At 59.7% G+C, this 23,190-nt stretch carries 24 protein-coding genes; 15 read left to right on the plus strand and 9 right to left on the minus strand.

From position 1 onward, the window contains the following. Window positions 1–134: 134 nt before the first annotated feature. Both AQZ50_RS19365 and AQZ50_RS19370 read right to left on the minus strand, forming a co-directional pair. Window positions 135–335: a ferredoxin gene (locus AQZ50_RS19365; RefSeq protein ID WP_067749181.1), complete on the minus strand. Its 201-nt coding sequence runs from the start codon at window positions 333–335 to the stop codon at window positions 135–137. 21 nt (window positions 336–356) lie between these two features. Continuing rightward, a complete protein-coding gene (locus tag AQZ50_RS19370; RefSeq protein WP_067749183.1) occupies window positions 357–1,571 on the minus strand; it encodes a cytochrome P450 in 1,215 nt (404 codons plus the stop codon). 660 nt (window positions 1,572–2,231) lie between these two features. Between AQZ50_RS19370 and AQZ50_RS20835 the strand changes: the two genes are divergently transcribed. The 5 genes from AQZ50_RS20835 (at window position 2,232) to AQZ50_RS19395 (ending at window position 8,115) form a co-directional block, all read left to right on the plus strand. Next, window positions 2,232–2,972 (plus strand): ferredoxin reductase domain-containing protein, encoded by a 741-nt coding sequence (locus tag AQZ50_RS20835; RefSeq protein ID WP_197412567.1) that lies wholly within the window; start codon window positions 2,232–2,234, stop codon window positions 2,970–2,972. 437 nt (window positions 2,973–3,409) lie between these two features. Then, the gene (locus tag AQZ50_RS19380; RefSeq protein WP_067749263.1) at window positions 3,410–5,086 is read left to right on the plus strand and encodes a flavin-containing monooxygenase; all 1,677 of its coding nucleotides are present in this window, start codon (window positions 3,410–3,412) and stop codon (window positions 5,084–5,086) included. Continuing rightward, window positions 5,083–5,877, plus strand: a complete 795-nt coding sequence (locus AQZ50_RS19385) for an SDR family NAD(P)-dependent oxidoreductase (RefSeq protein ID WP_082703819.1) — start codon at window positions 5,083–5,085, stop codon at window positions 5,875–5,877. Before AQZ50_RS19380 ends, AQZ50_RS19385 begins: the two co-directional genes overlap by 4 nt. A 15-nt stretch (window positions 5,878–5,892) precedes the next feature. Continuing rightward, window positions 5,893–6,915 (plus strand): amidohydrolase family protein, encoded by a 1,023-nt coding sequence (locus tag AQZ50_RS19390; protein WP_067749188.1) that lies wholly within the window; start codon window positions 5,893–5,895, stop codon window positions 6,913–6,915. A 27-nt stretch (window positions 6,916–6,942) separates the two neighbouring features. Next, window positions 6,943–8,115: a CaiB/BaiF CoA transferase family protein gene (locus AQZ50_RS19395; protein WP_067749269.1), complete on the plus strand. Its 1,173-nt coding sequence runs from the start codon at window positions 6,943–6,945 to the stop codon at window positions 8,113–8,115. 37 nt (window positions 8,116–8,152) lie between these two features. Here the strand turns inward: AQZ50_RS19395 and AQZ50_RS19400 are convergent, their stop codons facing one another. Next, the gene (locus tag AQZ50_RS19400; RefSeq protein WP_067749191.1) at window positions 8,153–9,880 is read right to left on the minus strand and encodes a class I adenylate-forming enzyme family protein; all 1,728 of its coding nucleotides are present in this window, start codon (window positions 9,878–9,880) and stop codon (window positions 8,153–8,155) included. A gap of 103 nt (window positions 9,881–9,983) precedes the next feature. On the opposite strand from AQZ50_RS19400, the gene AQZ50_RS19405 reads away from it, so the two are divergent. From AQZ50_RS19405 to AQZ50_RS19445, 9 genes are all read left to right on the plus strand, one after another. Then, window positions 9,984–11,123: an acyl-CoA dehydrogenase family protein gene (locus AQZ50_RS19405; protein WP_067749194.1), complete on the plus strand. Its 1,140-nt coding sequence runs from the start codon at window positions 9,984–9,986 to the stop codon at window positions 11,121–11,123. 36 nt (window positions 11,124–11,159) lie between these two features. Beyond that, the gene (locus AQZ50_RS19410; protein WP_067749197.1) at window positions 11,160–11,759 is read left to right on the plus strand and encodes a TetR/AcrR family transcriptional regulator; all 600 of its coding nucleotides are present in this window, start codon (window positions 11,160–11,162) and stop codon (window positions 11,757–11,759) included. 167 nt (window positions 11,760–11,926) lie between these two features. Further along, the gene (locus tag AQZ50_RS19415) at window positions 11,927–12,337 is read left to right on the plus strand and encodes a MaoC/PaaZ C-terminal domain-containing protein (RefSeq protein WP_082703823.1); all 411 of its coding nucleotides are present in this window, start codon (window positions 11,927–11,929) and stop codon (window positions 12,335–12,337) included. A 2-nt stretch (window positions 12,338–12,339) separates the two neighbouring features. Next, on the plus strand, window positions 12,340–13,566 hold the full coding sequence (locus AQZ50_RS19420) for a thiolase family protein (protein WP_067749203.1): 1,227 nt from the start codon (window positions 12,340–12,342) through the stop codon (window positions 13,564–13,566). Window positions 13,567–13,569: 3 nt separating this feature from the next. Further along, complete coding sequence (locus AQZ50_RS19425; protein ID WP_067749205.1) at window positions 13,570–13,974, plus strand: Zn-ribbon domain-containing OB-fold protein; 405 nt, start codon at window positions 13,570–13,572, stop codon at window positions 13,972–13,974. An 8-nt stretch (window positions 13,975–13,982) separates the two neighbouring features. Then, a complete protein-coding gene (locus tag AQZ50_RS19430; RefSeq protein ID WP_067749207.1) occupies window positions 13,983–15,569 on the plus strand; it encodes an acyl-CoA synthetase in 1,587 nt (528 codons plus the stop codon). Beyond that, window positions 15,566–16,732 (plus strand): thiolase family protein, encoded by a 1,167-nt coding sequence (locus AQZ50_RS19435; protein WP_067749210.1) that lies wholly within the window; start codon window positions 15,566–15,568, stop codon window positions 16,730–16,732. The genes AQZ50_RS19430 and AQZ50_RS19435 overlap by 4 nt, the downstream gene beginning before the upstream one ends. 8 nt (window positions 16,733–16,740) lie before the next feature. Next, complete coding sequence (locus tag AQZ50_RS19440; RefSeq protein ID WP_067749213.1) at window positions 16,741–17,544, plus strand: enoyl-CoA hydratase/isomerase family protein; 804 nt, start codon at window positions 16,741–16,743, stop codon at window positions 17,542–17,544. A 20-nt stretch (window positions 17,545–17,564) separates the two neighbouring features. Beyond that, window positions 17,565–18,365 carry a hypothetical protein gene (locus tag AQZ50_RS19445; protein ID WP_156427459.1) on the plus strand — a complete coding sequence of 267 codons (801 nt, stop codon included), beginning with the start codon at window positions 17,565–17,567 and terminating at the stop codon, window positions 18,363–18,365. A 14-nt stretch (window positions 18,366–18,379) separates the two neighbouring features. Here AQZ50_RS19445 and AQZ50_RS19450 read toward each other — a convergent pair whose 3' ends face one another. From AQZ50_RS19450 to AQZ50_RS19475, 6 genes are all read right to left on the minus strand, one after another. After that, window positions 18,380–18,808, minus strand: coding sequence for an acyl-CoA thioesterase (locus tag AQZ50_RS19450; RefSeq protein WP_067749220.1), 429 nt, complete (start codon window positions 18,806–18,808; stop codon window positions 18,380–18,382). An 8-nt stretch (window positions 18,809–18,816) separates the two neighbouring features. Then, complete coding sequence (locus AQZ50_RS19455; protein WP_067749223.1) at window positions 18,817–19,143, minus strand: DUF4286 family protein; 327 nt, start codon at window positions 19,141–19,143, stop codon at window positions 18,817–18,819. 74 nt (window positions 19,144–19,217) lie between these two features. Then, window positions 19,218–19,418, minus strand: coding sequence for a ferredoxin (locus AQZ50_RS19460; RefSeq protein ID WP_067749231.1), 201 nt, complete (start codon window positions 19,416–19,418; stop codon window positions 19,218–19,220). 19 nt (window positions 19,419–19,437) lie between these two features. Then, window positions 19,438–20,214 (minus strand): enoyl-CoA hydratase/isomerase family protein, encoded by a 777-nt coding sequence (locus AQZ50_RS19465; protein WP_067749234.1) that lies wholly within the window; start codon window positions 20,212–20,214, stop codon window positions 19,438–19,440. 1 nt (window position 20,215) lies between these two features. Then, window positions 20,216–21,457, minus strand: a complete 1,242-nt coding sequence (locus tag AQZ50_RS19470; RefSeq protein WP_067749236.1) for a cytochrome P450 — start codon at window positions 21,455–21,457, stop codon at window positions 20,216–20,218. Between the two features lie 233 nt (window positions 21,458–21,690). Continuing rightward, the gene (locus tag AQZ50_RS19475) at window positions 21,691–22,437 is read right to left on the minus strand and encodes an SDR family NAD(P)-dependent oxidoreductase (RefSeq protein WP_067749239.1); all 747 of its coding nucleotides are present in this window, start codon (window positions 22,435–22,437) and stop codon (window positions 21,691–21,693) included. A gap of 155 nt (window positions 22,438–22,592) precedes the next feature. Between AQZ50_RS19475 and AQZ50_RS19480 the strand changes: the two genes are divergently transcribed. Then, on the plus strand, window positions 22,593–23,190 hold a 598-nt coding region (locus AQZ50_RS19480), incomplete at its 3' end, for a 2-oxoacid:acceptor oxidoreductase family protein (protein ID WP_369801446.1).

The raw sequence follows: 23,190 nt of genomic DNA on the forward strand, positions 1-23,190 counted from the left end.
ACAGTGCGCATGTTCAGGGCGCCACGGGGATGCCGTGATGATCGTTCCTGATCGTCAAGTATGTCGCGTCCCGCCCGCGCGCCATAGCCGGACAGCTTCTCCCATGGCGTGGCGCAAGGGTCGGGATTGTTCGTTCACTCCTCGATGATCGTGATCACCCGATCGGGACAGGCTTTGGCACCAAGCCGCGCCGCTTTTTCCATGTCGCGCGGAACTTCCACGGTCTGGCCGCGCAAGGCATTGTAACCATTGCTATCAAGCTTGTAGAATTCCTTGGCCATGACCCAGCACCGGGCGTGGCCGCAGCAGTTGCGTTCGTCGACCGTGATACGCATTTTCTTGCTCCTTCGCGCAGATCACCAGACCAGATCGAGCGTCCGCATGGAGCGCAGAAAGCCGGTGACATAGGTTGGTGCGGTTCCCGGTTTGATGGCAAAATCGGGAATTCGCTTGAGCCACTCCTGAAGGACGATGCGCAGTTCCAAGCGCGCCAGATTGGAGCCGATACAGCGGTGCGGGCCCGCGCCAAAGGTATTGTGCGGTACGGTCTGACGGTGAATATCGACCGTCTCGGGGTTTTCGACTGCCTTGGGATCGCGCGAACTGGCCGAATAGGCCAGCATCACGAAATCGCCCTGCTTCATGTTCGTTCCGGCGACCGCGACATCGCGGGTGCACGTGCGCCCGATCCCGACGATGGGGGGGAAGGCGCGGGCGAATTCTTCCACAGCATTGGCGACAGCATCGGGATTGGCAGCCAGAAATGCCCGGTCCTCGGGATGTTCGGCCAGATGCGCCAAGGCCGAGGCCATGACATAAGTGGTCGTAGCGATGCCGCCGAAGGTGATATCCACCAGCACGCTGACTTTATGTTCCCACGGCGCTTCCTGTCCGTCTTCGTATTTGACGCCTGCCAGGATGGTGTCGACCATGTCGCCGCGCGGGGGCATGGTGGACCGTTGTTTGAGATAGTTTTCGAGGTAGGCAAAAACCCTGCCCATATGACCGGGTCGCTCTTCGGCAGGGGCAAAGGTGCCCATTTCGACTCCGTCGACCAACATCGCGAGGTCTTCGACCGGAACGCCGAGGATGTTTTTGAAAAAGGCCCAGCCGGGCAGGATTTCGCCGAATTCGGATATGAATTCGCAGCTTCCGTTGGCGATGAAACGGTCGATCAGATCATGACAATCCTGGGCGATCGTGGCTTCGTAATCGGCCACGGTCATCGGACTGAGGTGCGGATTCAGCCTGCTGCGCCAGGCGGTGTGGCGCGGAGGATCGGATTCTTCGGGATAAAGAAAGGGCAATCCTTCGGGGCGATTGGGCATATAGCCCCCGGCGCTCGAAAAGGTCTCCCAGTCCTGTGCCAGGCGACGAACATCTTCGTTGCGACTGACCCACCAATAACCGTTGCCGACATTGCTGCGCGCAACAGGGCAATGCGCCAGATGTTCGGAGAGAACTTCATTAAATTGGGTGTTAAATCGAGGGTCATCGTAATCAAAATCGTTGAAAATGTCTCGGCCAAAGCGCAATTTCAATTCTTCCATTGTTGGATTGGCGTCGTTCATTTTTCTGTCTCCCATTTGGCCTTGCCCGCGTCGCAGGCGTCATGCATCCGACCGGGTCGCGCGCCTGGCGCCCCCCGGGGGTGGTCCCTGACACGGCGACATCTTGAATAACGAATGTTTGTTTTTTATTGAGCTCCAGCGGGCGGGCATTGATCAGGATCAAAGTCTGCTCACGTTTGCGATGCGCAATGATGACCAATCCCGACAATTTCCGGAGCAAACCCGATGCCATTCGTTCGCCAGCATCTGATTGATCCGCTAAGCTGTGTGCGTTGCGACAGTTGCCGCTTCGTGTGCACGAACAAGGCAATAACCAAGATCGACGGCACTCTCGCAATCGATTTTGACCTCTGTGACGGGGCCGGGGCCTGCATTGGTGCGTGCGATACCGGGGCTATCCAGTCATGGCGGGTGGTTGAGTCCGGTGCCGTCTACGCCACGGAGGAACAGGCGATGTGGTTCGAATTGCCGCCGCAGCAGGATTTCGGCGACGACGCGGTGTCGCCCCAGGATCCCGCAGTGCCTTGTGCGGGTGCCTGTGCGCCAGCGACGGCGCAGCGACCGCAAGTCGGCAAGTTTCGTGATTCTGCGCCGGCACAGGCGCGGGTTGTCGCCAATGTGATGCTGACGCCCGGCGGCACGTCCGAAATCCATCATGTGGTGATCGATCTGACCGATAGCGGAATGATCGTCGCTGAAGGCCAGTCGGTTGGGATATTGCCGCCGGGGACCGACGACCAGGGGCGCCCGCACGAGGCGCGCCTCTATTCCGTGGCTAGCGCGCGTTGCGGGGAGGCCGGGCAGCAACACCACGTTGCGTTCACGATCAAGCGCGTGGTGTCCGTTATCGACGGGCAGGTCTATCCAGGCGTATGTTCAAATCATGTGTGCGACCTGCGGCCGGGTGATCCGGTGCGCCTGACTGGGCCGTATGGCGCTTCCTTTCTGTTGCCGGAAGATCCGCAGGCGCAGTTCCTGTTCATCTGTACCGGAACCGGGATCGCGCCGATGCGGGGGATGATCGAGTGGTGGATGCGATCCGGGTGGGCCACGGCGGATCGACTGATGCTTGTCTATGGTGCCAGGACAGTGCGCGACCTTGCCTATCATGACGAACTGGCGCTGGCCGCCGAACGTGGTGACATCGGCCTTGAGTTGGCTTTGTCGCGCGATCCGGGGAAGGCGCGCCGATATGTCCAGGACGCGCTGGCTGAACGGCGCGACCGGATTGCCCGGCATCTCGCCTCGCCAAACGCCTATGTCTATTTGTGCGGACTGGTTTCGATGGAGGCTGGCGTGTTTGACGCATTTGCCGCGATCTGCGCGGCGGCGGGGCTGGATTGGCCTGCGATCGAGGTCGCAATGCGTGCCGAAGGCCGATTGCATATGGAGACCTATTGAGCCATGCTGAGCGGAGATCGGAAAGCGTCGCCTGGCGTTTCATGGTAACCGGCTCGATCTTGCAAGATGTTGAACCGGGGAGCATTTCGGAACTGGCAACGCCGTGCCGGGACAGATAGCCAATCCGCCGGGCGCTGCCGCAAAAATGCCAATCTGCGCTTGACAAATTCACCGACATGATCGATCGTTCAAAAAACAAACAGTTGTTTTAGATGTGTGAGAGTGAAGGCGCGGATTGATCGGCAGATCCATGGCAATCATCAGTTCCATGCCGGGAGACGGTCATGCGCTTGCGCGCAACGCCGTCGCTCCGGTGCGATTCCAGCGCACATTCGAATGATCGGTTCAAGCGTCAGGGCAAGACATGATCCTGACTACGGGGGAAATTCGTCGAGCCGCAAGGCATCCACGTACGACTGGGATTTGAGGAGATGTTGATGGGCAAGCAGCCAGATTTTGACGCAGTGGTCATTGGCGCCGGAATTACCGGCATGTATCAGTTGTACAAGCTGCGCGAGCAGGGTTATTCGGTCAAGGGTATCGAGGCCGCGCCGGATGTCGGCGGTGCATGGTTCTGGAACCGTTATCCGGGCTGCCGGGTCGATTCGGAAAGCCATACCTACAGCTATTTCTGGTCGCCCGAACTGCTGCAAAAGTTCAACTGGACCGAGCGCTTTGCCGGGCAGCCCGAAGTGCTGTCCTATTTGCAGACCGCAGCCGATCTGATGGACGTCCGCAAGGATTACATATTCAACCAGCGCGTGCGCCATGCGCGGTGGGACGATGTCAACAAATTCTGGGTGATCCAGCTTGAAGAGGGCGGCTCGGTCCCGATCACCGCACGCTTTCTGTTTTCCGCAATGGGCCCGCTGTCGGCACCGCAAATGCCCAATGTTCCGGGCGTCTATACGTTCGAAGGGCCGTGGTATCATACTGGCCGCTGGCCGCGCGATCCCAACAGCAATCGCGGTGCCGACCTTGATTTCACCGGCCATCGGGTGGCCGTCATCGGGACCGGCGCCTCGGGCGTGCAGGTCATTCAGGAAATGGCCAAAGTGGCCAAGGACCTTTATGTTTTCCAACGCAGCCCAAACTGGTGCAATCCGCTTGGCAACGCTCCGCTCAGCCAGGAAGAAATGGATGAAATCAAGCGTAACTACAAGGCGCTGAATGAATTCTGCGATACGACGCTGTCAGGCTTTCCGCACAAATGGATCGACAAGCACACGCTTGATGTTCCGGCCGAAGAGCGCGAAGCGACCTGGGAAGAGCTCTACAAAGGCCCCGGGTTTCGTCTTTGGCTCGGGAACTACAAGGATTATCTTGAAAATCCCGAAGCCAATGCCTTGGTGACTGATTTTGTCCGGCGCAAGATCCGCGAACGCGTCAAAGATCCGGTCACGGCCGAGAAATTGACGCCGCGTGACCACGGCTACGGCACCCGCCGCGTGCCGATGGAAACCAAGTACTATGAATGTTACAATCAGGACAATGTGCACCTGATCGATTTGCGCGAGACGCCCATCGAACGGATCGAGCCGACCGGCATACGCACCAGCGATGGCGTGCTGACCGAAGTGGACGTGATCGTCTACGCGACCGGCTTCTATGCGATCCGCGGCTCCCTGAGCCGGATCGAGATCTATGGCAAGGACGGTCGCTCGCTCAATGAAGTGTGGCGCGAAGAAGGCGTCAGCACGTACCTTGGCTTGATGATCGATGGCTTTCCCAACTTCTTCACGCTTGTCGGGCCGCAGAACGGCACGGTGTTTTGCAACATTCCCCGCTGTTCGGCAGTCGCGATCGACTGGAATACCGGGCTCATGCAGAATGTTCTCGACAAGGGCATTACCACCATTGAGGCGGACCCTGAGGCGCAGGACGAATGGAACCGGTTGTGCGAAGAATTGCTGGCCAAAGGCTTGATCGGCAAAACCAATTCCTGGTTCACGGGCGTGAATAAAAACGTCGAGGGCGCGCAGAAGCGCGAAGTGCTGTTCTATGCCGGCGGGATTCCCGAATTCAAGGAACTCTGCAAGGAAATCCAGGCCGATAACTGGCGCGGATTTCTGTTCGACGGTGTGCCTGCCACCAAGCTGAATGAACCTGCATGACCGTTGCCGGGACATTGGAAGCGCGCCTGTCGCTCGGCGGGAAGATCGCGGTGGTGACAGGCGCTGCGAGCGGGATCGGTCGCGCTGCCGCGCAACTGCTTTGCACTCTGGGTGCCCGCGTGGTGTTTCTCGATCGCGATGCCGCAGGATTGGCGGTGGCGGTCGGGGAATGCGCGGACTTTGCCGGTGCTGCGCTGTCGTTCGAACTCGATCTGTCCGACCATCGTGCCATCGAGACGGTGTTCGCGCAGATCGTCGAGGTTTGCGGCGGAATCGACATTCTGGTCAATTCGGCGGCAATGAACGTGTCGGGCGCGAGCGTCGATTACGATCTCGAAACCTGGCAGCGCGTGCTGGATGTCAATCTGACTGGACTGTTCCTCACTTCACGGCTGTCGGCCCGCTCGATGATTGCGCGCGAAGTTGGCGGGGCGATCGTCAATGTGGCGTCGGTAGGCGGACTCAGCGCGGGGATCACCGGGCGCGGCAACGCCAATCCGTCGTACCGCGCATCAAAGGGCGGTGTGGTCAATCTGACGCGTGCGCTGGCGGTCGAGTGGGCCGCAAAGGGCATCCGGGTCAACGCCGTCGCGCCCGGCTATGTCCGGACACCGATGGTTGCGCGCCTGACCAACGATCCCGTGAAAGAGGCTGCCGCCGCCGAAAAAGTCCCGCTTGGGCGCTTTGCCGAGCCGGAAGAGATCGGCTGGGTCATCGCCTTTCTTGCCGGCGAAGGCGCATCGATGGTCACCGGACAGACCATCCCTGTCGATGGCGGCCTGTTGGCCTGAACGGATAAACACACGATGTCACAGCGCAAGAAGCCCCACGTTCACCCGGTCGATGAAGCATGGCTTGCGCTTGGCACCGAAGCGCCCATCGAACCCGCGATCGAAATCGTCGATTCGCATATTCACTTGTGGGATTTTTCGGATCCGGCCTATTTCGTCGCGGACTATGAGCGCGATGCGAGGGCTGCCGGAATTGTCGCCTCGGTCTATGTTGATTGCACGATGGCCTATCGCGATGGCGGCCCCGTCGCGATGGAGCCGGTGGGCGAAGTCGAGTTTGCCAGCGCGCAGGCAGACCAAGCAGGTGATGGCGTCGCCGTGGCACAGGCCATCGTCGGCTGGGCCGATCTCACGCTCGGGGATGCGGTCGATCCGGTGCTTGACGCGCTCGAACTGGCCGGGCGCGGGCGATTTCGCGGCGTACGGGCACGCGCAACGTATGACCCGGACCCGATTGCCGGATATGGCGAGACCGGGGCGCCTGCCGGACTTTTGGCACGAGCGGATTTTCGGTGCGGCGTTGCCCGCTTGCACGACCGCGGGCATGTTCTCGACGTCTATGCGTTTCACACCCAGTTGGGCGAAGTCGCGGATCTGGCGCGGGCCTTTCCGGACCTGCCGATCATCCTCAACCATATCGGCGGCCCGATTGGCGTGGGTGCCTATGCTGACAAGCCGGTGAAGGTCTTTGCCGACTGGATGCACGGTATCGACGATGTCGCGACGTGTCCGAACGTCGTGATCAAAATCGGTGGCTTTGCCATTTCGCGCATCGGCATCGTCAAGGCTCAAGGGCGCGCGCGGCCGTTTTCGTCCAAGGAACTCGCCGATGCGTTCAGGCCGTGGGTCGACCATTGCTTTGCCGAATTCGGGCCCGAGCGGTGTTTGTTCGGCAGCAATTTTCCGGTCGATAAAGTCGCCTTTCCGCTGGTCAACTTGGTCAACGCGATGAAAATCCTGCTTGCGGGCCATTCGGTCGGTGAACAGCGCGCATTTTTTGCCGGGAACGCTCGCAAAATTTATAAAATCCAATTTTGACAAGAAACGTGAGAGGGTTTGTATCCGATGTCTTCACAGCCGCTATCGGACATCAGGGTCCTTGACATTTCGCGGGTGCTTGCAGCGCCCTATGCGGCGCAGATGCTGAGCGACCTGGGGGCCGATGTCATCAAGGTCGAGGCGATGACCGGCGATGATACCCGGACCTGGGGAACGCACTATTTCCGCGCGGTAAACCGCGGAAAGCGCAGCATTGCGATCAATTTGAAGGACCCGCGCGGTCAAGACATCGTCCGTCGTCTGGCCAGGCGTTCGGACGTCATGCTCGAAAATTTCAAGGTCGGCGACCTGGCGCGCTTTGGACTCGATTACGAGCGGTTGAGTCAGGAAAATCCAGGCCTGATCTATCTGTCGGTAACGGGATTTGGCCAGACCGGGCCGCGTGCGGCACAACCGGGCTATGATACGATCATCCAGGGCATGACCGGGATCATGACGCTGTGCGGCGAACCGGACCGGCCGCCGGCGCGCGCCGGTCTACCGATTGTCGATGTCATGTCGGGCATGGTCGGGACGATCGGCGTTCTGGCCGCATTGCACGAACGTGCATTGAGCGGCAAAGGGCAGCAGATCGACATATCCTTGTTCGACGTCGGCGTGATGATGCTGGTCGATGCCGGGCAGGATTATCTTGACAATGACCATATCCAGAGCCGGCTGGGCGGGATCAATCGCAATTTCGCACCGGCGCAGCCGTTCCGCACAACGACCGGATGGGTAACGCTGGCCGTCGCGACCGATGAGCAGTTTCGCAGGATGTGCGCGGCGATGAATTTGCCCGAACTGCTCGAAGATCCGCGTTTTGTCGATAATGCGCGGCGGGTCGCAAACCGGTCGGCATTGGCCGAAATCATGGCCGCACGCTTTGCCACCGCCTCGACCGAGGAATGGGAGGCTGCATATGCGCGCGAAAAAGTCTCGCTCAGTCCCATTCACGATATTGCAGAGGCGATGGCCGACCCGCAAAGTGCGGCGCGCAATCTGATCTGGAAATTCGGTGATGCGATGCGGTTGATCGCCAACCCGTTGCAGCACATGAGCCGCACGCCCGCGCGGCCGGGAAAGGCGCCGCCAGAGCTGGGTCAGGATGCCCATTCGGTGTTGTGCGACGAACTTGCGCTCGCACAGGGCGATTACGACACGCTGATTGCCGATGGCGTGATCGGCAAGCCGGACTAGGCGCTTGGGGGTGCACATTGTGCACCCGGTGATCCATTCACGTGGGGATCGAGGGGGCCACGGGTTGGGCAGTTGCGCAATCCGTTGACCGCAGCCGCTCTGTGGCGAGTTTGGTCAGCAGGAACTTTTGCGGACGGCCAGTCGGGGTCAGCGGAATGTCCTGCGCCGCGAACAGCAGCGCATGGCGCGGAACCTTGAACCGGGCCAGACGTTCGGTGCAAAGTTTCAGCATGGCCGCGAGATCGGGTTGGCAACCGGTGGCTGCGACGATGCACAGGCACCCGACTTCGCCCATGCGTTCGTCGGGCACGCCGACGGCCAGCACTTCGGCCACGCCGGGAAATCCCGAAAGCAGTTCCTCGATTTCGCGCGGCATGACCATTTCGCCACCGCAGCGATAGGTCTCCTTGATCCGCCCGGTCAGGCGCAGATAACCGCCTTCGAGCAGGCGGCCGATATCGCCGGTGCGGAACCAGCCGTCATCGGTAATTGCGGCGGCGGTTTCCTCCGGCTTTGCATAATAGCCGCAGGTGACCACCGGGCCGCGCACCTGCAATTCGCCATCGGTCTCAAGCGGCAGAGGCGCACCGGTTTCAGGGTCGACCACCCGATACTGTGCAATCCGGCCGCAAATGGTCGGATCACCGGCAATGCCGGCCAATTTGAAGCGGCCATTCGTCAAACGCAATGACTGGTCGCCATCGTCGGCGCGCGTACACATCGTCGATGCCGTCGTTTCGGTCATGCCATAGGCGGTGTGGATCTCGCGCGCGCCAAGCGCATCGCGGATTTCATCCCAGACGGTGGGAACATTGACGCCGCCGCTGTTGAAATAGGCATTCAGGGTCCGCGGGGCATATCCGCGTCGACGTGCGGCCGCGATCAGGTCATGGGTCATCACCGGTACGCAGATCATGTCGGTCGCCCCATGGCGGTCGGCGGCGCCGAGCATCTCGTCGGCATCGAACTGGGTGTGCGGGATGACCGCGCCGCCAGCAAATACCGTTGCCACCCAGCATTCAACGTAGCCGAAGACGTGATACATCGGCAGCGCAAACTGGACCCGTCGGCCGTCTTCGAACGCGCGGGTCAGGGCCGAGGACCAGCCCGATCGCAGGACCATGTCATGGGTCAGGATGGCGCCTTTGGGCCTGCCGGTCGTGCCCGAGGTGTAGACGATGTCGGACCAGTCGTTGCATGAAGCGGCGGCTTTCCGCCGCTCTGCCTCTTGCGCGCTTGCCGGGGTCTGCAATGTCGCAAGAGCGGTAAAGCTTGGAAAACCGTTGGGCGGTTGCTGGTCGTCGTCACGCATGATGACATGGCGCAAGCCAGGGATTGCATCGCGCAGCGCCGAAAAATCCGGGCGGAAGTCGCGACCGCGAAACGATGCCATGCCGATCAGGGCGCGGGAATCCGATTGGGCAACAATATATTCGAGTTCATTTTTGCGCAGTTGATAATTGATCGGGACAGCGACGCATCCAGCGCGGGCAATCGCCAGCTTGGCAATCAGAAACTCGGGGTAATTGGCCATGACCAGCGCAACATGGTCAGCTGTTTTCAGGCCCAATGCAATCAGGCCGTTGGCTGCCGCGATGCTGCGCTGCTGCAATTGTCCATATGTCAGAGCTGCAGAATCGGATAGTATTGCCGGTCTGTCACGATAGCGCGCCGTCGCATCGTCAAACCACCGGGGAATGGTGCGGTCACCCCATTGGGAAAATTGCTGTTCCAGCTCGGTGCGACGTTTCGCCGGCGTTTCCACGGTCGTTTTTCTCCGTTGACCTCTATTGGAAATCATACTAACAAACATTTGTTTATATGCAAGCTGCCGCAGTGGGGAGCCTGGGTAAGAGGTTGACGAGAGCATGGATTACAGCTTCACCGAAGAACAGCGCATGTGGCGCGATGTCGTCAATGACTTTATGGACCGCGAGTTCGGGCGGGATCTGACGCTCAAGCACGATCTGGCGCGGGAATTTCCCGAAGAGCTTTATCGCAAGATGGCCAAGGAAGGCTGGCTTGGACTGCTCATTCCCGAGGATCAGGGCGGCCTCGGCATGGACAAGGATCCGGTCATGTTCGCGATCTTTTGCGAGGCGATCGGGAAGTTCAGTCTCGATACCGCAGCATGCATCATGACTTCGATGTTTACCGCCACCAATGTGGCGCGGCACGGCACGGCAGAGCAGCGCAAACGCTATCTGGAGCCGTTTCTGGCGGGCGAAGCCAAGTTCTCGATCTCGATAAGCGAGCCCCAGTCCGGTTCCGATGCGGCAGGGGCAAAGTCGACCGCACGACTGGATGGCGATGAATGGGTGGTCAAGGGCAACAAGGTCTGGTGTTCGGGCGCACACCATCCCGGTACGTGCATTGCCATGATGTTGCGCACCGGCAGCGCGCGGTACGATTTCAGTGTCCTGCTGATTCCGAACGACACGCCGGGGCTGGAAATCCAGAAGATGGATACTCTTGTGCGGCGCAGTCTGGGTACGACCTCCCTGTTCATGGACGATCTGCGTCTGCCCCGAGACGCCCTGCTGGGTGAAGTCGGGCAGGGCTGGAAATATATCGGCGAACACCTCAGTCTGGAGCGCCTTTCGATCGCGGCGTCGCAGATCGGGAATGCGCGTACTGCCCACGAGGATACCATCAAGTACCTCAGCGAGCGCGAGGCATTCGGCAAAAAGCTCGTACAGTTCCAGGTGCTCAAGCACCGCATTGCCGAAGATCGTGCGCGGTTGTCTGCGGCCACTTATCTGGTCTATGCGGCGGCTTGCGCGCTGGCGCGCGGCGAAGAGGCATCCGGCCTGGTCGCGCAGGCCAAGCTGATTGCATCGCAGACCGCATTTGACATCGCCACGAATGGCATGCAGGCCTTGGGTGGGTATGCACAGCTTCCCGAATATCATATGGAGCGCTACTTCCGCGAGGCCAAGCACGGCATGGTCGGTGGGGGAACCAATGAAATCTTGCGCAGTATCATCGCCAAGTCGATTGGTCTTTGATCTGCGCGTAGCGTATTGCCGGGAGTGAGCTGGATTATGGCGCTTGGACCGAAGGTGGATCTGGATGGGAAGCCGCGCACAGCCATCACCAATGTGGCGATGCACTTGTTCGGCAAGCAGGGTTTTACCGGCACGTCGATGCGAGACATTGCCAATGCCGTAGGGCTTTTGCCCGGCAGTCTCTATGCGCATATCCAGAGCAAGGAGGCGCTGCTGCTGGCCATCGTGTCGGATGGCATCGCTTGTTTCACGGCGGCAGTAGAACCGTTGATGACATCCCAGCCCGATCCGGTGGAGCGCCTACGTCTGATGATCGTGGCGCATGTCGAGGTCGTGGCCGACAATCCCGAGCGATCGCAGGTGGTTTTTCACCAATGGCGCTTTCTGGGGGAGGAGAACCTGCCGCGCGCGGTCCAGGGACGGGAAGATTACGAAACGCTTTATGTGCGGACTTTGCAGGAAGGGGTCGCGGCCGGAAGGATTCGGCCCGACCTGAACTTGCGCATCGCCGTCCTGACAATTCTGGGCGCACTCAACTGGACGCCGGAGTGGTTTTCGCCGACCGGCAAGTTGTCTGCGGCGCAAGTCGGCGCTGTCATGGCTGATACGCTGTTGCGCGGCATCGTAATCGACTGATCGATCGAATAAGCGGCTTGACTCGCGCGAACTGCGCCTTATTAAAAAACAAATGATTGTTTTAACAAATTGATCAGCCTGGGTGGCTGTCCGGGGAGGGTGCGTTGGGCAGGACGTTTGTCGATCCTCAAGTGAAATGGTTCGAGGATTTCGAACTCGGGGACACCATGACTACCCGGGGGCGGACCGTCGATATCGGGGATATCACGACGTATGCAGGCCTGACGGGTGACCATTACCAGTTGCACACGGATGCGGCGTTCATGGCGGGCAACCGGTTCGGTCAGCGTATCGCGCATGGGCCGCTGACGTTTTCGCTTGCGGTCGGGCTGGTTGGTCTCAGCGGGTTCTATGGCGACGCGATTGTCGCTCTCGTCGAAATCACGGGGCTCAAGGCGACCCGGCCGGTGTTTCCCGGCGATACGCTTCACGTCGTGGCACGCGTCGATGTCCACGATCCCAGCGGACCAAAGTACGGGACGCTGGGCGTAACATATTCGGTTCGCAATCAAACCGGTGAGGAAGTGATGACCTTCCTCCAGACGATGCTGGCCAAGCGCCGCCAAAAGGAGAGTTGATGATGGCACAGGAGTGGACGCTCCACGTTGCGCCTGGCGCACCGAACGATCCCGTATTCATAGGGGTCGGCGAAATCCCGACGGGCAAGTTTCCAGATCGGGGTTTTATCCAGGGTCTGACCAAAGTCGCCCTGCTTGCGCTCAAGGATGCCGGAATGGCGCCGCGCGACATCGACACGATCCTGCTGATACCCAACCTGCACGGCGCGGCCGACCAGGCGGATCTGGTGTTTTCGCGCATGGTTGAAGAACTGGGCATCCATGGCTCGTGCAAATCGAGCTATATGGTCCATTCCGGCGGTTCGACCAGCGATAATGCCGTGCGTGCCGCGCATGGCCTGATCGCGACCGGGCACGCGCAGAACGTGCTGGTCCTGCAATGCGAACGCTGGGGCTCGGCCGATCTCAGCGAAATGATCACGATGTTGTCGAAAAACGGCATCCCGGGTGAATGGGAACTGCCGACCGGCATTCAGTTCAATGCCATCGGTGCGATGATCACGCGTCGGTACATGCACGCTTCAGGCAGCACGCCTGAAGAAATGGCGTCGGTTTGCGTGACCTTGCGCAATTGGGCCAACCGCAACGAAAACGCGATGTTCTATACCAAGCCGTTGACTGTGGAGCAGATCTTGGCGTCACGCATGGTTGCCGACCCGCTGCACAGTTATGAATGCCCGCCAATGGCCGACGGGGCTTGCGCGTTTGTCATGACCAATACGGCCAATGCCAAAAAGCGCGGAATTACCAATGCGGTGCGTGTCGCTGGTTCGGGCGGTTGCGTCAGCCACTATTGCCTCAGTCAGGAAGCCGATCAGGCGGTGCTGGGCTGGCCGCTGGCGGCAGAGCGCGCGTGGAACCAATCGGGCTGGGGGCCGGGTGATGCCGATATCGCCGAGATCTATGACAGCTATGCCGCAGTAACGACAATCGCGCTCGAAGGTATCGGCATTGCCGCAAAAGGCGAAGGTGCCCGCTGGTTTGCGCAAGGCAATGGCGATCCGGGCGGCAAATTGCCGATCAACACCAATGGCGGACTGTTGTCGGCGGGACATACCGGTGTTGGCGGCGGTACGGCTCTGCTGGTCGAGGGAATTCGCCAGTTGCTCCACCGCGCACCTGCGATGCGTCAGGTCGAAGGTTGCCAGCGCGCCATCATCGGCGGTTCGGGCGGCAGCTATATGGATGCTCAGATCCTGTTGCTCGAACGCACCAAACTGGGGGCTTGAACCATGAAGACTCCTGCTATCGTCACCGAATTTCGCGACGGGCTTGCCTCTGGCAAACTGTTGATCCAGCATTGCAACGATTGCGGCAAGCCAAACATGTGGCCGCGCTATGCCTGCCCCCATTGCCAGTCGGAAAATCTCGGCTGGGTACAATCGGCGGGCGCCGGGACGCTCCACAGCTTTTGCGTGCTGCGCCAGGGCGCGCCCGAAGGCCATGAGGAAGATCTGCCTTATGCGATCGGCGTCGTAAAGCTGGACGAAGGCGTTCAACTGGCCGTGCGACTGCTGCCGTCCGGGCCGGAAGACTGGTCTGGCTATGCCTGCGATGACCGGGTCGAATTCGTGCCTGTCAGCGCGGAGCAGATCGAAAAGCGCCCATGCGCACGCTTCAAACGCACAGGCGGGTAACAACAGCGATGAACACGTTCGCGTTCCTTGAGAAATCCGCCCGCCAATTCCCGGATTCTCCGGCGCTGGTGCAAGGCGGGGAAACGGTCACCTACAGGGAATTCAGGGATCGCGCGCTGGCGATTGGCGGAAACCTCTTGGCGTCAGGCTGTCAACCGGGGGACCGGGTCGCGTTCTGCCTCGCCAATTCGCCGCGCATCCTGGAATTGATCTATGGCTGCTTCGCCGCCGGACTTGTCGTCGTTCCGGTCAATTCCCGCCTGCATGCCCGCGAAATCGCATATATCGTGGGAAACAGCGGGGCAAAGGTTCTTGTCCACGGGCCGGAATACCAGGCCGGGATCGTTGCCAACGCAACCCTGTTTGCAGACGTCGCACGCTATTGCCTGCAGCCCGCTGATGGTGCTGGCCTGTTCCAGGCGCTGGTCGACGGCGAACATGGGCTCGCGCAGGCAGCCGATGCAAAGTCCGAGGATCTTTGCTGGCTGTTCTATACGTCCGGTACAACCGGCAAGCCGAAAGGCGCGATGTGGAACCACCGCATGGTCCGGTGCGTAATCATGAACTACTTGGCGGATCTGCACAATATCCAGCCTGGCGAGGTCGTGCTGCATTGCGCTCCGCTGTCACATGGCAGCGGGATCATCGCGCTGCCGACGATCGCGCGGGGCGGGGTCAACGCCATTACGGAGACCGCCAGCTTCGATATTGACAGCCTGCTGGAAACGGTCGCGCGGTTGCGTGTTTCGCACATCGCTTTCATGGCGCCGACCCAGATCGTCAAATTGCTCGAGGACTATCGGCCGGGCCAGCACGATATCTCCAGCCTCCAGGCGATATGCTATGGCGGTGCGCCGATCTATGTCGATCAGCTGCGCCAGGCGATCGAAACCTTCGGACCGATTTTCGTCCAACTTTACGGCCAGGGTGAATCCCCGATCACGATTACGGGGATGAGCGCCAATCTCCATCGCGAATTGCTGGCCGCCGGCGATCCGCGGATCGGATCGGCAGGACGCGTGCGGACCGATGTCGAAGCGCATTGCGTCGATGCCCGGGACAATCCCCTGCCGCCGGGCCAGACCGGTGAAGTCGTGGTGCGCGGCGACGTGGTGATGCCCGGATACTGGCGAAATCCCGAAGCGACTGCCGAGGCATTGCGCGGCGGCTGGCTCCACACCGGTGATGTTGGCTATTTCGACGATCGCGGGTTCCTGTTTCTACTCGATCGCGCCAAGGACATGGTCATTTCGGGGGGCAACAACGTCTATCCGCGCGAAGTCGAAGAAGCCATCATCCTCCATCCCAAAGTCGCCAATTGCGTCGTGTTCGGTATTCCGGACGATTACTGGGGCGAGGCGGTTCACGCGGTAGTGGTGGCGAAGTCTGGGGAAACGCTGACTGCAAAGGAGATCATCGATTTCTGCGGTGAGCACATGGCCGGCTACAAAAAGCCCAAGGCTGTGGATTTCGTCGAAGAACTGCCGGTGAGCGGCTACGGGAAAATCCTGCGCCGGGAAATCCGCGAAAAGTATTGGGTCGGTCATGCAAGCCGTATCGGCGGTGGCTCCGGTGCAAAGGGTCCAAATTCATGAGAGAAGTCGCAATTGTCGGTGTCGGAATGACGCCGTTCGGCAAATTCATTGGCAGCGGCATTCGCAGACTTTCACTTGATGCGATCAAAGGTGCTTTTGAAACATCAGGGCTGGAATATTCCGATATCGATCGGGTCTATTTCGGCAATGCCATCGCTGGTACGGTGATCCAGCAGGACATGATCAAGGCGCAAGTGGTGTTTCGGCATCATCCACTTGCCGATGTGCCGATGTACAATTTTGAAAATGCGTGCGCATCGGGGGGATCGGCCTTTCTGCTTGCGGTGGAATCGGTTGCAAGTGGTGCAGCGGATTGCGTTCTGGCGCTCGGTGCCGAACAGATGCACCATGTCGACAAGACGCGCGCTTTCAACGCATTGCGAGGATCGACCGACATCGAGGAAATCGGGGAGGTCGAACCCGGCACATTGAGCGCCAATTCAATCCTGATGGATTTCTATGCCGGCGTGGCGCAAAACTACCTTGATAAGTATGGCGCGTCGGTGATCGATTTTGCCGCCGTGGCGGTCAAGAACCGGTCACATGCCGTGTTCAATCCTTATGCTTATCTGCGCGCGCCGCAGACTATCGACGATGTGCTTGAAGCGCGGGAAATCGTCCCGCCACTGACGCTGCCGATGTGTTCGCCGGTCACCGATGGCGCTGCGGCCGTGATCGTCTGTTCGATGGCCAAGGCACGCGCATTGGGCGTACCCATTGTGCGCGTGCTTGCCTCGTGCAATGCCTCCGGTGCCCATGGTCATCCGGTTGAAGCCGCCGCGCGACAGGCCTTCGAGATTGCAGGCATTGGCGCAATCGATTGTAATATCTTTGAATTGCACGATGCTGCGGCACCCGCCGAACTGATGCAATATCATGAGATCGGACTGTGCGCAGAGGGGCAGGGATACCACCTGATCCGTGCGGGCGAAACGGCGATCGGTGGGCGCTTTCCGGTCAACACGAGTGGCGGCCTGCTCAGCCGGGGTCATCCGCTCGGCGCGACCGGCTGCGCGCAGATCTATGAAATCGTTACACAACTGTGCGGCGAGGCAGGGGCGCGGCAGGTGGATAACGCGCGCCTTGGCCTTGCCGTCAATGGTGGTGGCTGGCTTGATGGTTCCTATGCGCTGGCCATCGCCACGGTCCTCGAACGGGTATAAGATCGCTCATGGCATACGAAACAATCATCCTTGAACGTCCTGCCGACGGCGTGGCGCTGCTGACTCTCAATCGGCCGGACCGGGGCAATGGAGTCGTCCCGGAACTTGCCGCCGACCTGATCCACGCGCTGAATGCACTGGATGACGATTTTTCGGTCAGAGTGCTGGTGATTACCGGCGCGGGCAAACAGTTTTGCGCCGGTGCCGATCTGGTGGAATTCAAGCGCTATCTTGAAAACGACCATGCGCGTTTGCAAGAGCCGTACAACGCGCGTGTGCTGTTCCCGGTAACGCAGCGGCTGGTGTCCAGTCGTTTGCCGGTGATCGCCGCAATCAACGGTGGGGCAACGGCGGGCGGGCTCGATCTGGCGCTGGCCTGCGATATCCGCATCGCATCGACAGCGGCAAAACTGGGTGAGACTTATATCAAACTGGGCCTTAATCCCGGCAATGGCGGGACGTATTTCCTGCCCCGCCTGGTCGGCAGCGGAATCGCGGCAGAGATGGCGCTGACCGGCGATTTGTTTGATGCGGAGCGCGCGCTTGCGGTGGGGCTGGTCAACAGCATCGTCGAGCCCGACCAATTGATTGGCGAAGCAGTGGCATTGGCCGCCCGGATTGCCGAGCGGCCACGCCTGGCGATCGAGGCAACCAAGCAGCAATTGCGACAGAGCTGGCACATGGACCTGCAAGGATCGATGAACGCCAGTTTCTGGGGCGTGGCGGCGATGACCTACAGTGCCGACTTACGCGAAGGCGTCAATGCTGCGCTGGAAAAGCGAGCGCCGCAGTATAACCGGGACAACCGTTAGGCCTGGTCTGGAGATAATACGTGCAAAGCTTGCGGCTGTCGTCTTGCCCCCAGTCTGGCGTCGTCATTGAACCGCTGGAATTGCGCATTCCACAGGCGGCCGGATGGATTGACCCGGAACCGTTTCGCAAGCGCGCCGTCGAGGGGCCTGCACTGGCCGAGCCGTTCGCGCCGTCGCGCGGCATGCGAACTCTGTATTGCGATGCCCGGACCACCCCCGACTTGTTCGATTGTCCCGGCGCAGTATTGACTTTCGTGCTCGACGGTTGCGTTGAAATTGCGGCCGATCACATACTCAGGCCAGGTGACGTGTTGCTGGCCGATGGTGCGCGCGATGGCTTCCCGCCGATGCGGATCCCAGGTGATTGCCGGTTACTGCAGGTGCTGGTCGACGCGGATTGGCCGGGCGAGCGGACGCGTCCGCTACAGCCGAGGCAAGGGGAGGCCCGCCCGGGTGGCGTGCCCAATTTCAAGCGGATGGTCAAAGGAACCGACGAACGGTCCTATTTTCGTGCGTTCGATGCACTGTTTACGGCCAAGGGCCAGTGGAGCCCGATCACCCCGCTGACCGGCCTCCGGTTTATCGGCATGGCAGCTGACACGTTCATCGACTGGCACCCGGAAATTGTGAACAATTTCGTCATTGTCATGACCGGTGGGCTGGAATTGGAAACCGGTGGTGGCACGGGCCAGACAGAAGTGTTCTGGCCCGGCGACGTCTGCCTGGCCGAAGATCGCACCGGGGAGGGCCATATCGACCGCATGCATGGCCATGTTCAGGTCGCGGTTCTGATCGTTCCCGACGAGCACTTGTGGCCATGATGCCGGTCGGGCGCTCAGGATACGTCTGTCAGCATGCGTTCGGCGAAATAGGCACGGCATCGATCTGACAATGGCTGCGCGCGCTTTTGCAGGATATTGACCTGAGCCATCGTGCTGACTGACAGCGAGGCGCATTTGCCGTGCTGAAACAGCGCCTGCCGCACGGTCAACGAGCTTGATCCGATACGTTCGATCCCGTTGGCGACCGTGATCACACCGGGATAGTTCAGCTCGCCCAGAAAATCGATCGAAGTCGTTACAATGACGAAAAAGCAGTCGGGCTCGAGCAGGGTTTCGTCGGCGAGAACAATGGCAGCCCGCCCCGCTTCCAGAAAAAATGAAAAGCTGACGTTGTTGACATGCCCCTGTCGGTCGGTATCGCTCAGGCGCACCTTTTCCTCGATGACGACGGGATAGCTGGCGATGTTGCGAAGGTCGGCCACGGCAAGCCTTAACGCACGGTCTTGGAAAAGATCGGAACGTAGCTGATCAGCAACGGATCGGCGATAGTATCGGTCATGGTGAAGGTCGACCGCCGTTCGATCAGCGCGTCGAACGCCGCCTTGGGATCGTCGAGTTCATAGATCGCCAAGTATTTGTGGAATGGTTCCTGTCCGCCCGGCGTGATCTGTTGCAGCGCGCGATAGCGCACCATAGAGCGCATCGTCGGCAGGGATAGAAGGTCATTGCCGTGAACTTCATTGTACCAGTGGTTGAATTCTTCGTCGTGGTCGGGCGAGACGCTGTTGGTCATGGCAACAAACAAAGGGCGTGTCATGGGTTCTCTCCGATCCGCCGTAAAATATCCCACCCGGCACTGCCAGGTGGGGTCGGTGCGTGATGATGTGCTGCTTAATCGATGATCGTGATCGCGCGTTCGGGGCAGCTTTTGACACCAAGCCGGGCATTGGCTTCTTCGTCAGCCGGGACGTCGATCGTCTTGCCACGATCGGCGTTATACCCATCTTCATCGTTCAACGTAAAGACATTGGGCGCATACTTGGCGCAACGTCCGTGGCCGGTGCATTTGATCTCGTCGATATGAACTTTCATGCTATCCACTCCCGGATTGTCAGCCTTTGAGCCTGGCCATCAAGTCGATTGCCGCCAGTGATTCGAGCGCCAGCCCTTGGGCAAGACCTTCGTCCATCAATCGCTTGAGGCGCTGGGTCAGCGTCACGCGGGCATAGCGCAAGGCAAGATCGGTCTTGCCGGCAAACAATGCGGCAATTTCCAGGGCCCGGTCGAGCACCTTGTCCTTGGTCAGAACTTCGCTGACCACGCCATAGTGCAGAGCCTGTGCGGCCGGAATCTCTTGCCCCATCAGCAGAAAATAGCGCCCGCGGTTGGGTCCGAGCAGGTGGGTCCACACCACGTGCGCGCCATCGCCGGGGACTATCCCGCCGACAAAGTGGGGCGCGTCCTGGAACACCGTCGTATCCGACGCGATGACGATGTCAGAAAGCACTGGAATTTCAGGATGGAACCGGGCCGGGCCATTGATAGCGCAAATGATCGGCACTTCGATGTCCAGCAGATTGTTCAGCAACTTGCGTCCGTCGTAAAAGGTATGATCCCATTCCGCCGGATTGTTGAGCTTGAAGCTGGCGAAGTCGATTTCTTCGCACCAGACGTCACCGGTTGCCGTCAGCACGATGACGCGATTGCCCCGGTCCGGGCCAATGTCGGCAAACAGATAACCCAGTTCCTCGTGGCTTTCCTCGCTCCAGACGAAATGGCCGCCGTTGGTGTGAAGCCGCACGAGCAGTACACCCTGATCGTCCCGTTGCAGCGCGATGTTGCGATAGCGATGCTGGTAATCGGCGAATTTTGGTGTGAGGCGGCTCATTTTACCACTCCAGTTGGAGCGTGCGCATGGAACGCAGATAGCCGGTGATGTAGGTCGGCTTGGTCCCTTCCTTGAGCCGGAAATCGGGAATGCGCTTGAGCCATTCTTCGAGGGTGGCCCGCAATTCGACACGTGCCAGATTGGACCCGATGCAGCGGTGAGGCCCGACGCCGAAAGTCGAATGCGGAATGCCTTGACGGCGCACGTCGATCTTTTCCGGTTCTTCCATGTGCCGCGGATCGCGTGATGCGCAAGCATACGCCAACATGACGAATTCGCCCTCCGCAATCTTGGTGCCCGACACTTCGACATCCTTGGTCGCGGTGCGGCCAAGCGCGACGACCGGAGGGAAGAAACGCGCATATTCCTCGACGGCGTTTTCGATCAGTGAGGGATCGTCGATCAGCAACTGGCGTTGTTCGGGGTGAGTGGCAAGGTGATGGATCGCCGATCCCATTACAAAAGTTGTAGTGGCGATGCCGCCAAAGGTGAGATCGACCAGAATGCTGACTTTGTGTTCCCACGGCGCTTCGGTGCCGTCGTCATACGTGACACCGGCCAGAATTGTATCGATCAGGTCACCGCGCGGCGGCTGGGTCGTGCGCCATTTCAAGTGCTTTTCCAGATACCCGAACACTTCGGCAAAGTGTCTCGCACGTTCATCGAGGTCCGCAGCGAACGTTCCTTCCTCGACGCCGTTGACCAGCATGGCAAGGTCATCGACCGGCACGCCAAGCACGTTCTTGAAGAACGCCCATCCGGGTAGCAATGCACCGAATTCGGTAATGAATTCGCATTCGCCACGGTCGATGAACGTATCGATCAGCGCGTTGACGTCGTTGCGGACGGGGTGATCGAGCCCCGCGCAGACTTTGGGACTGAGGTGTGGGTTCAGCACGCGCCGCCACCGGGTATGCATCGGCGGATCGCTTTCTTCCGGCATCAGATAGGGCAGGCCGTCCGGCCGGTTGGGCATATAGCCCTTTGCGCTACTGAAAGTCTGCCAATTTTGCGCGGCGGCGCGGACATCGTCCTGAGTGTTGATCAGGTAATAGCCCCTGCCAACCTTCGAATGGACTACCGGGCATTTGCGGACCATGAAATTGAGCGTTTCGTCGAACCGTTCGTTGAAGTTCGGATCGTCGAGGTCGAAATCGTTGATGAGATCACGTCCGAAACGTTCGACGAGCGCCTCCGGGGTGGTCTCTGGATCGACCGGCGTGCTGGATGACACGTCATTCATGATTGCGAATCCTCTCCTATTCGCCATACGGCAAACAATCATTTGTTTTTGTCGGAATCGATGGCGATAGTCAAGCTGCAACGTCAACCATCGCGTACGCCTTGGCAAGCATTTGCGGATATGCTGCCCGATCGGCACGATGCGATTGCCGTGCAGCAAAAAACCCGGACCACGCAGGTGATCCGGGTTTCTGCATGCGATCATTGACTTTGCCTGCGATCATTCCGGCGCCATCAAAGCGCAGTCATGCCGCCGTCAATCACGTGTTCGGTCCCGGAAATGAACGCGGATTCGTCCGAGGCCAGGAAAACCGCGAGATTGGAGACTTCCGACGGATCAGCCAATCTGCGAAGCGGAATCATGGAAAGCGCATCGCCGCCGTCTTCATCAGTCGCGGCCGCCATCATCGGGGTTCGGATGTAACCGGGATGGATGGAGTTACAGCGTACGTTCTTGTCGCCATATTCGACCGCGATCTGCTTGGTCATGCCGCGGACGGCGAATTTGGTGCCGACATAGGCCAGATTCGGCGCGCCATAGATTGCGACGATGCCGGCGACCGAAGAAATGTTGACGATCGACCCGCCGCCTGACTTGATCAGAGAGGGCAGGACCGTCTTCATTCCAAGGAACACGCCGATCTGGTTGATATCGGTCACCCAGCGATAGTCGGCTTCGCTGAATTCGGTCGTCGGAGCAATCTTGCCCAGCACGCCGGCGTTGTTGACCAGGACATTGACAGTGCCAAAGCGGGCTTCGCCTTCGGCGAGGACCTTGATCCAGTCTGCTTCCTTGGCGACATCGTGATGGATGAACAGAGCATTTTCGCCCAGGCTGTCAGCAAGCTTTTGACCGCCTTCGGCATTGATGTCGGTCAGGATGACTTTGGCACCCTCTTTCACGAATGCCTTGCAGTGGGCTTCGCCCATGCCTTGGGCTGCGCCGGTAATGATCGCGACTTTGCCTGATAGTCTTCCCATCAAACCTCTCCCGTTGGAATTTGACGTATAGGCATATGCACACACCCAATGGCAAAAACAAGTGTTTGTTTTTCAGCCTCGATTGAATTATGGCGCCACCGGGCCGCGTAACGATTTTTGTCAGCCCGCAATAGACCGGATGCAGGGATGGGCAAATGCTGGAGGTTCAAACTATCGTGAGTTCCGCGCAAAATACCGTGAGTGCCCGGCAATCGGGCGCCTTTGTGATTCCCGAAGCGGTTGTGGTCCGGTTTGCCGGAGACTCGGGCGACGGGATGCAGTTGACCGGGGGGCAATTCACCCTGTCGACCGCGCTGGCGGGCAACGACCTGGCCACGTTCCCCGACTTCCCGGCGGAAATTCGCGCGCCGCAGGGCACGCTGTTTGGCGTTTCGGCGTTCCAGATCAATTTCGGCTCGACCGAAATCGATACGGCGGGCGATCAGCCCGATGTGCTGATCGCGATGAACCCGGCTGCGCTGAAGACCAATGTCGGCGCGCTCAAGGCGGGCGGGCTGATCATCGCGGACAGCGGCGAATTCAACAAGCGCAACCTCGAAAAGGCGAAATACGAGGTCAATCCGCTTGAAGACGGCAGCCTGCACAAATGGCAATTGCTCGCTTTCGACATTTCCGCGCTGACCTTGCAGGCGGTCAAGCCGTTCGGGCTTGGCAACAAGGAAGCGCTGCGCTGCAAGAACATGTGGACGCTGGGCCTTGCGCTGTGGATGTTCGACCGTGACCGGCAGCCCC

Origin of the sequence: Novosphingobium sp. Fuku2-ISO-50 (assembly GCF_001519055.1) — a bacterium.
Taxonomy (GTDB): Bacteria; Pseudomonadota; Alphaproteobacteria; order Sphingomonadales; family Sphingomonadaceae; genus Novosphingobium.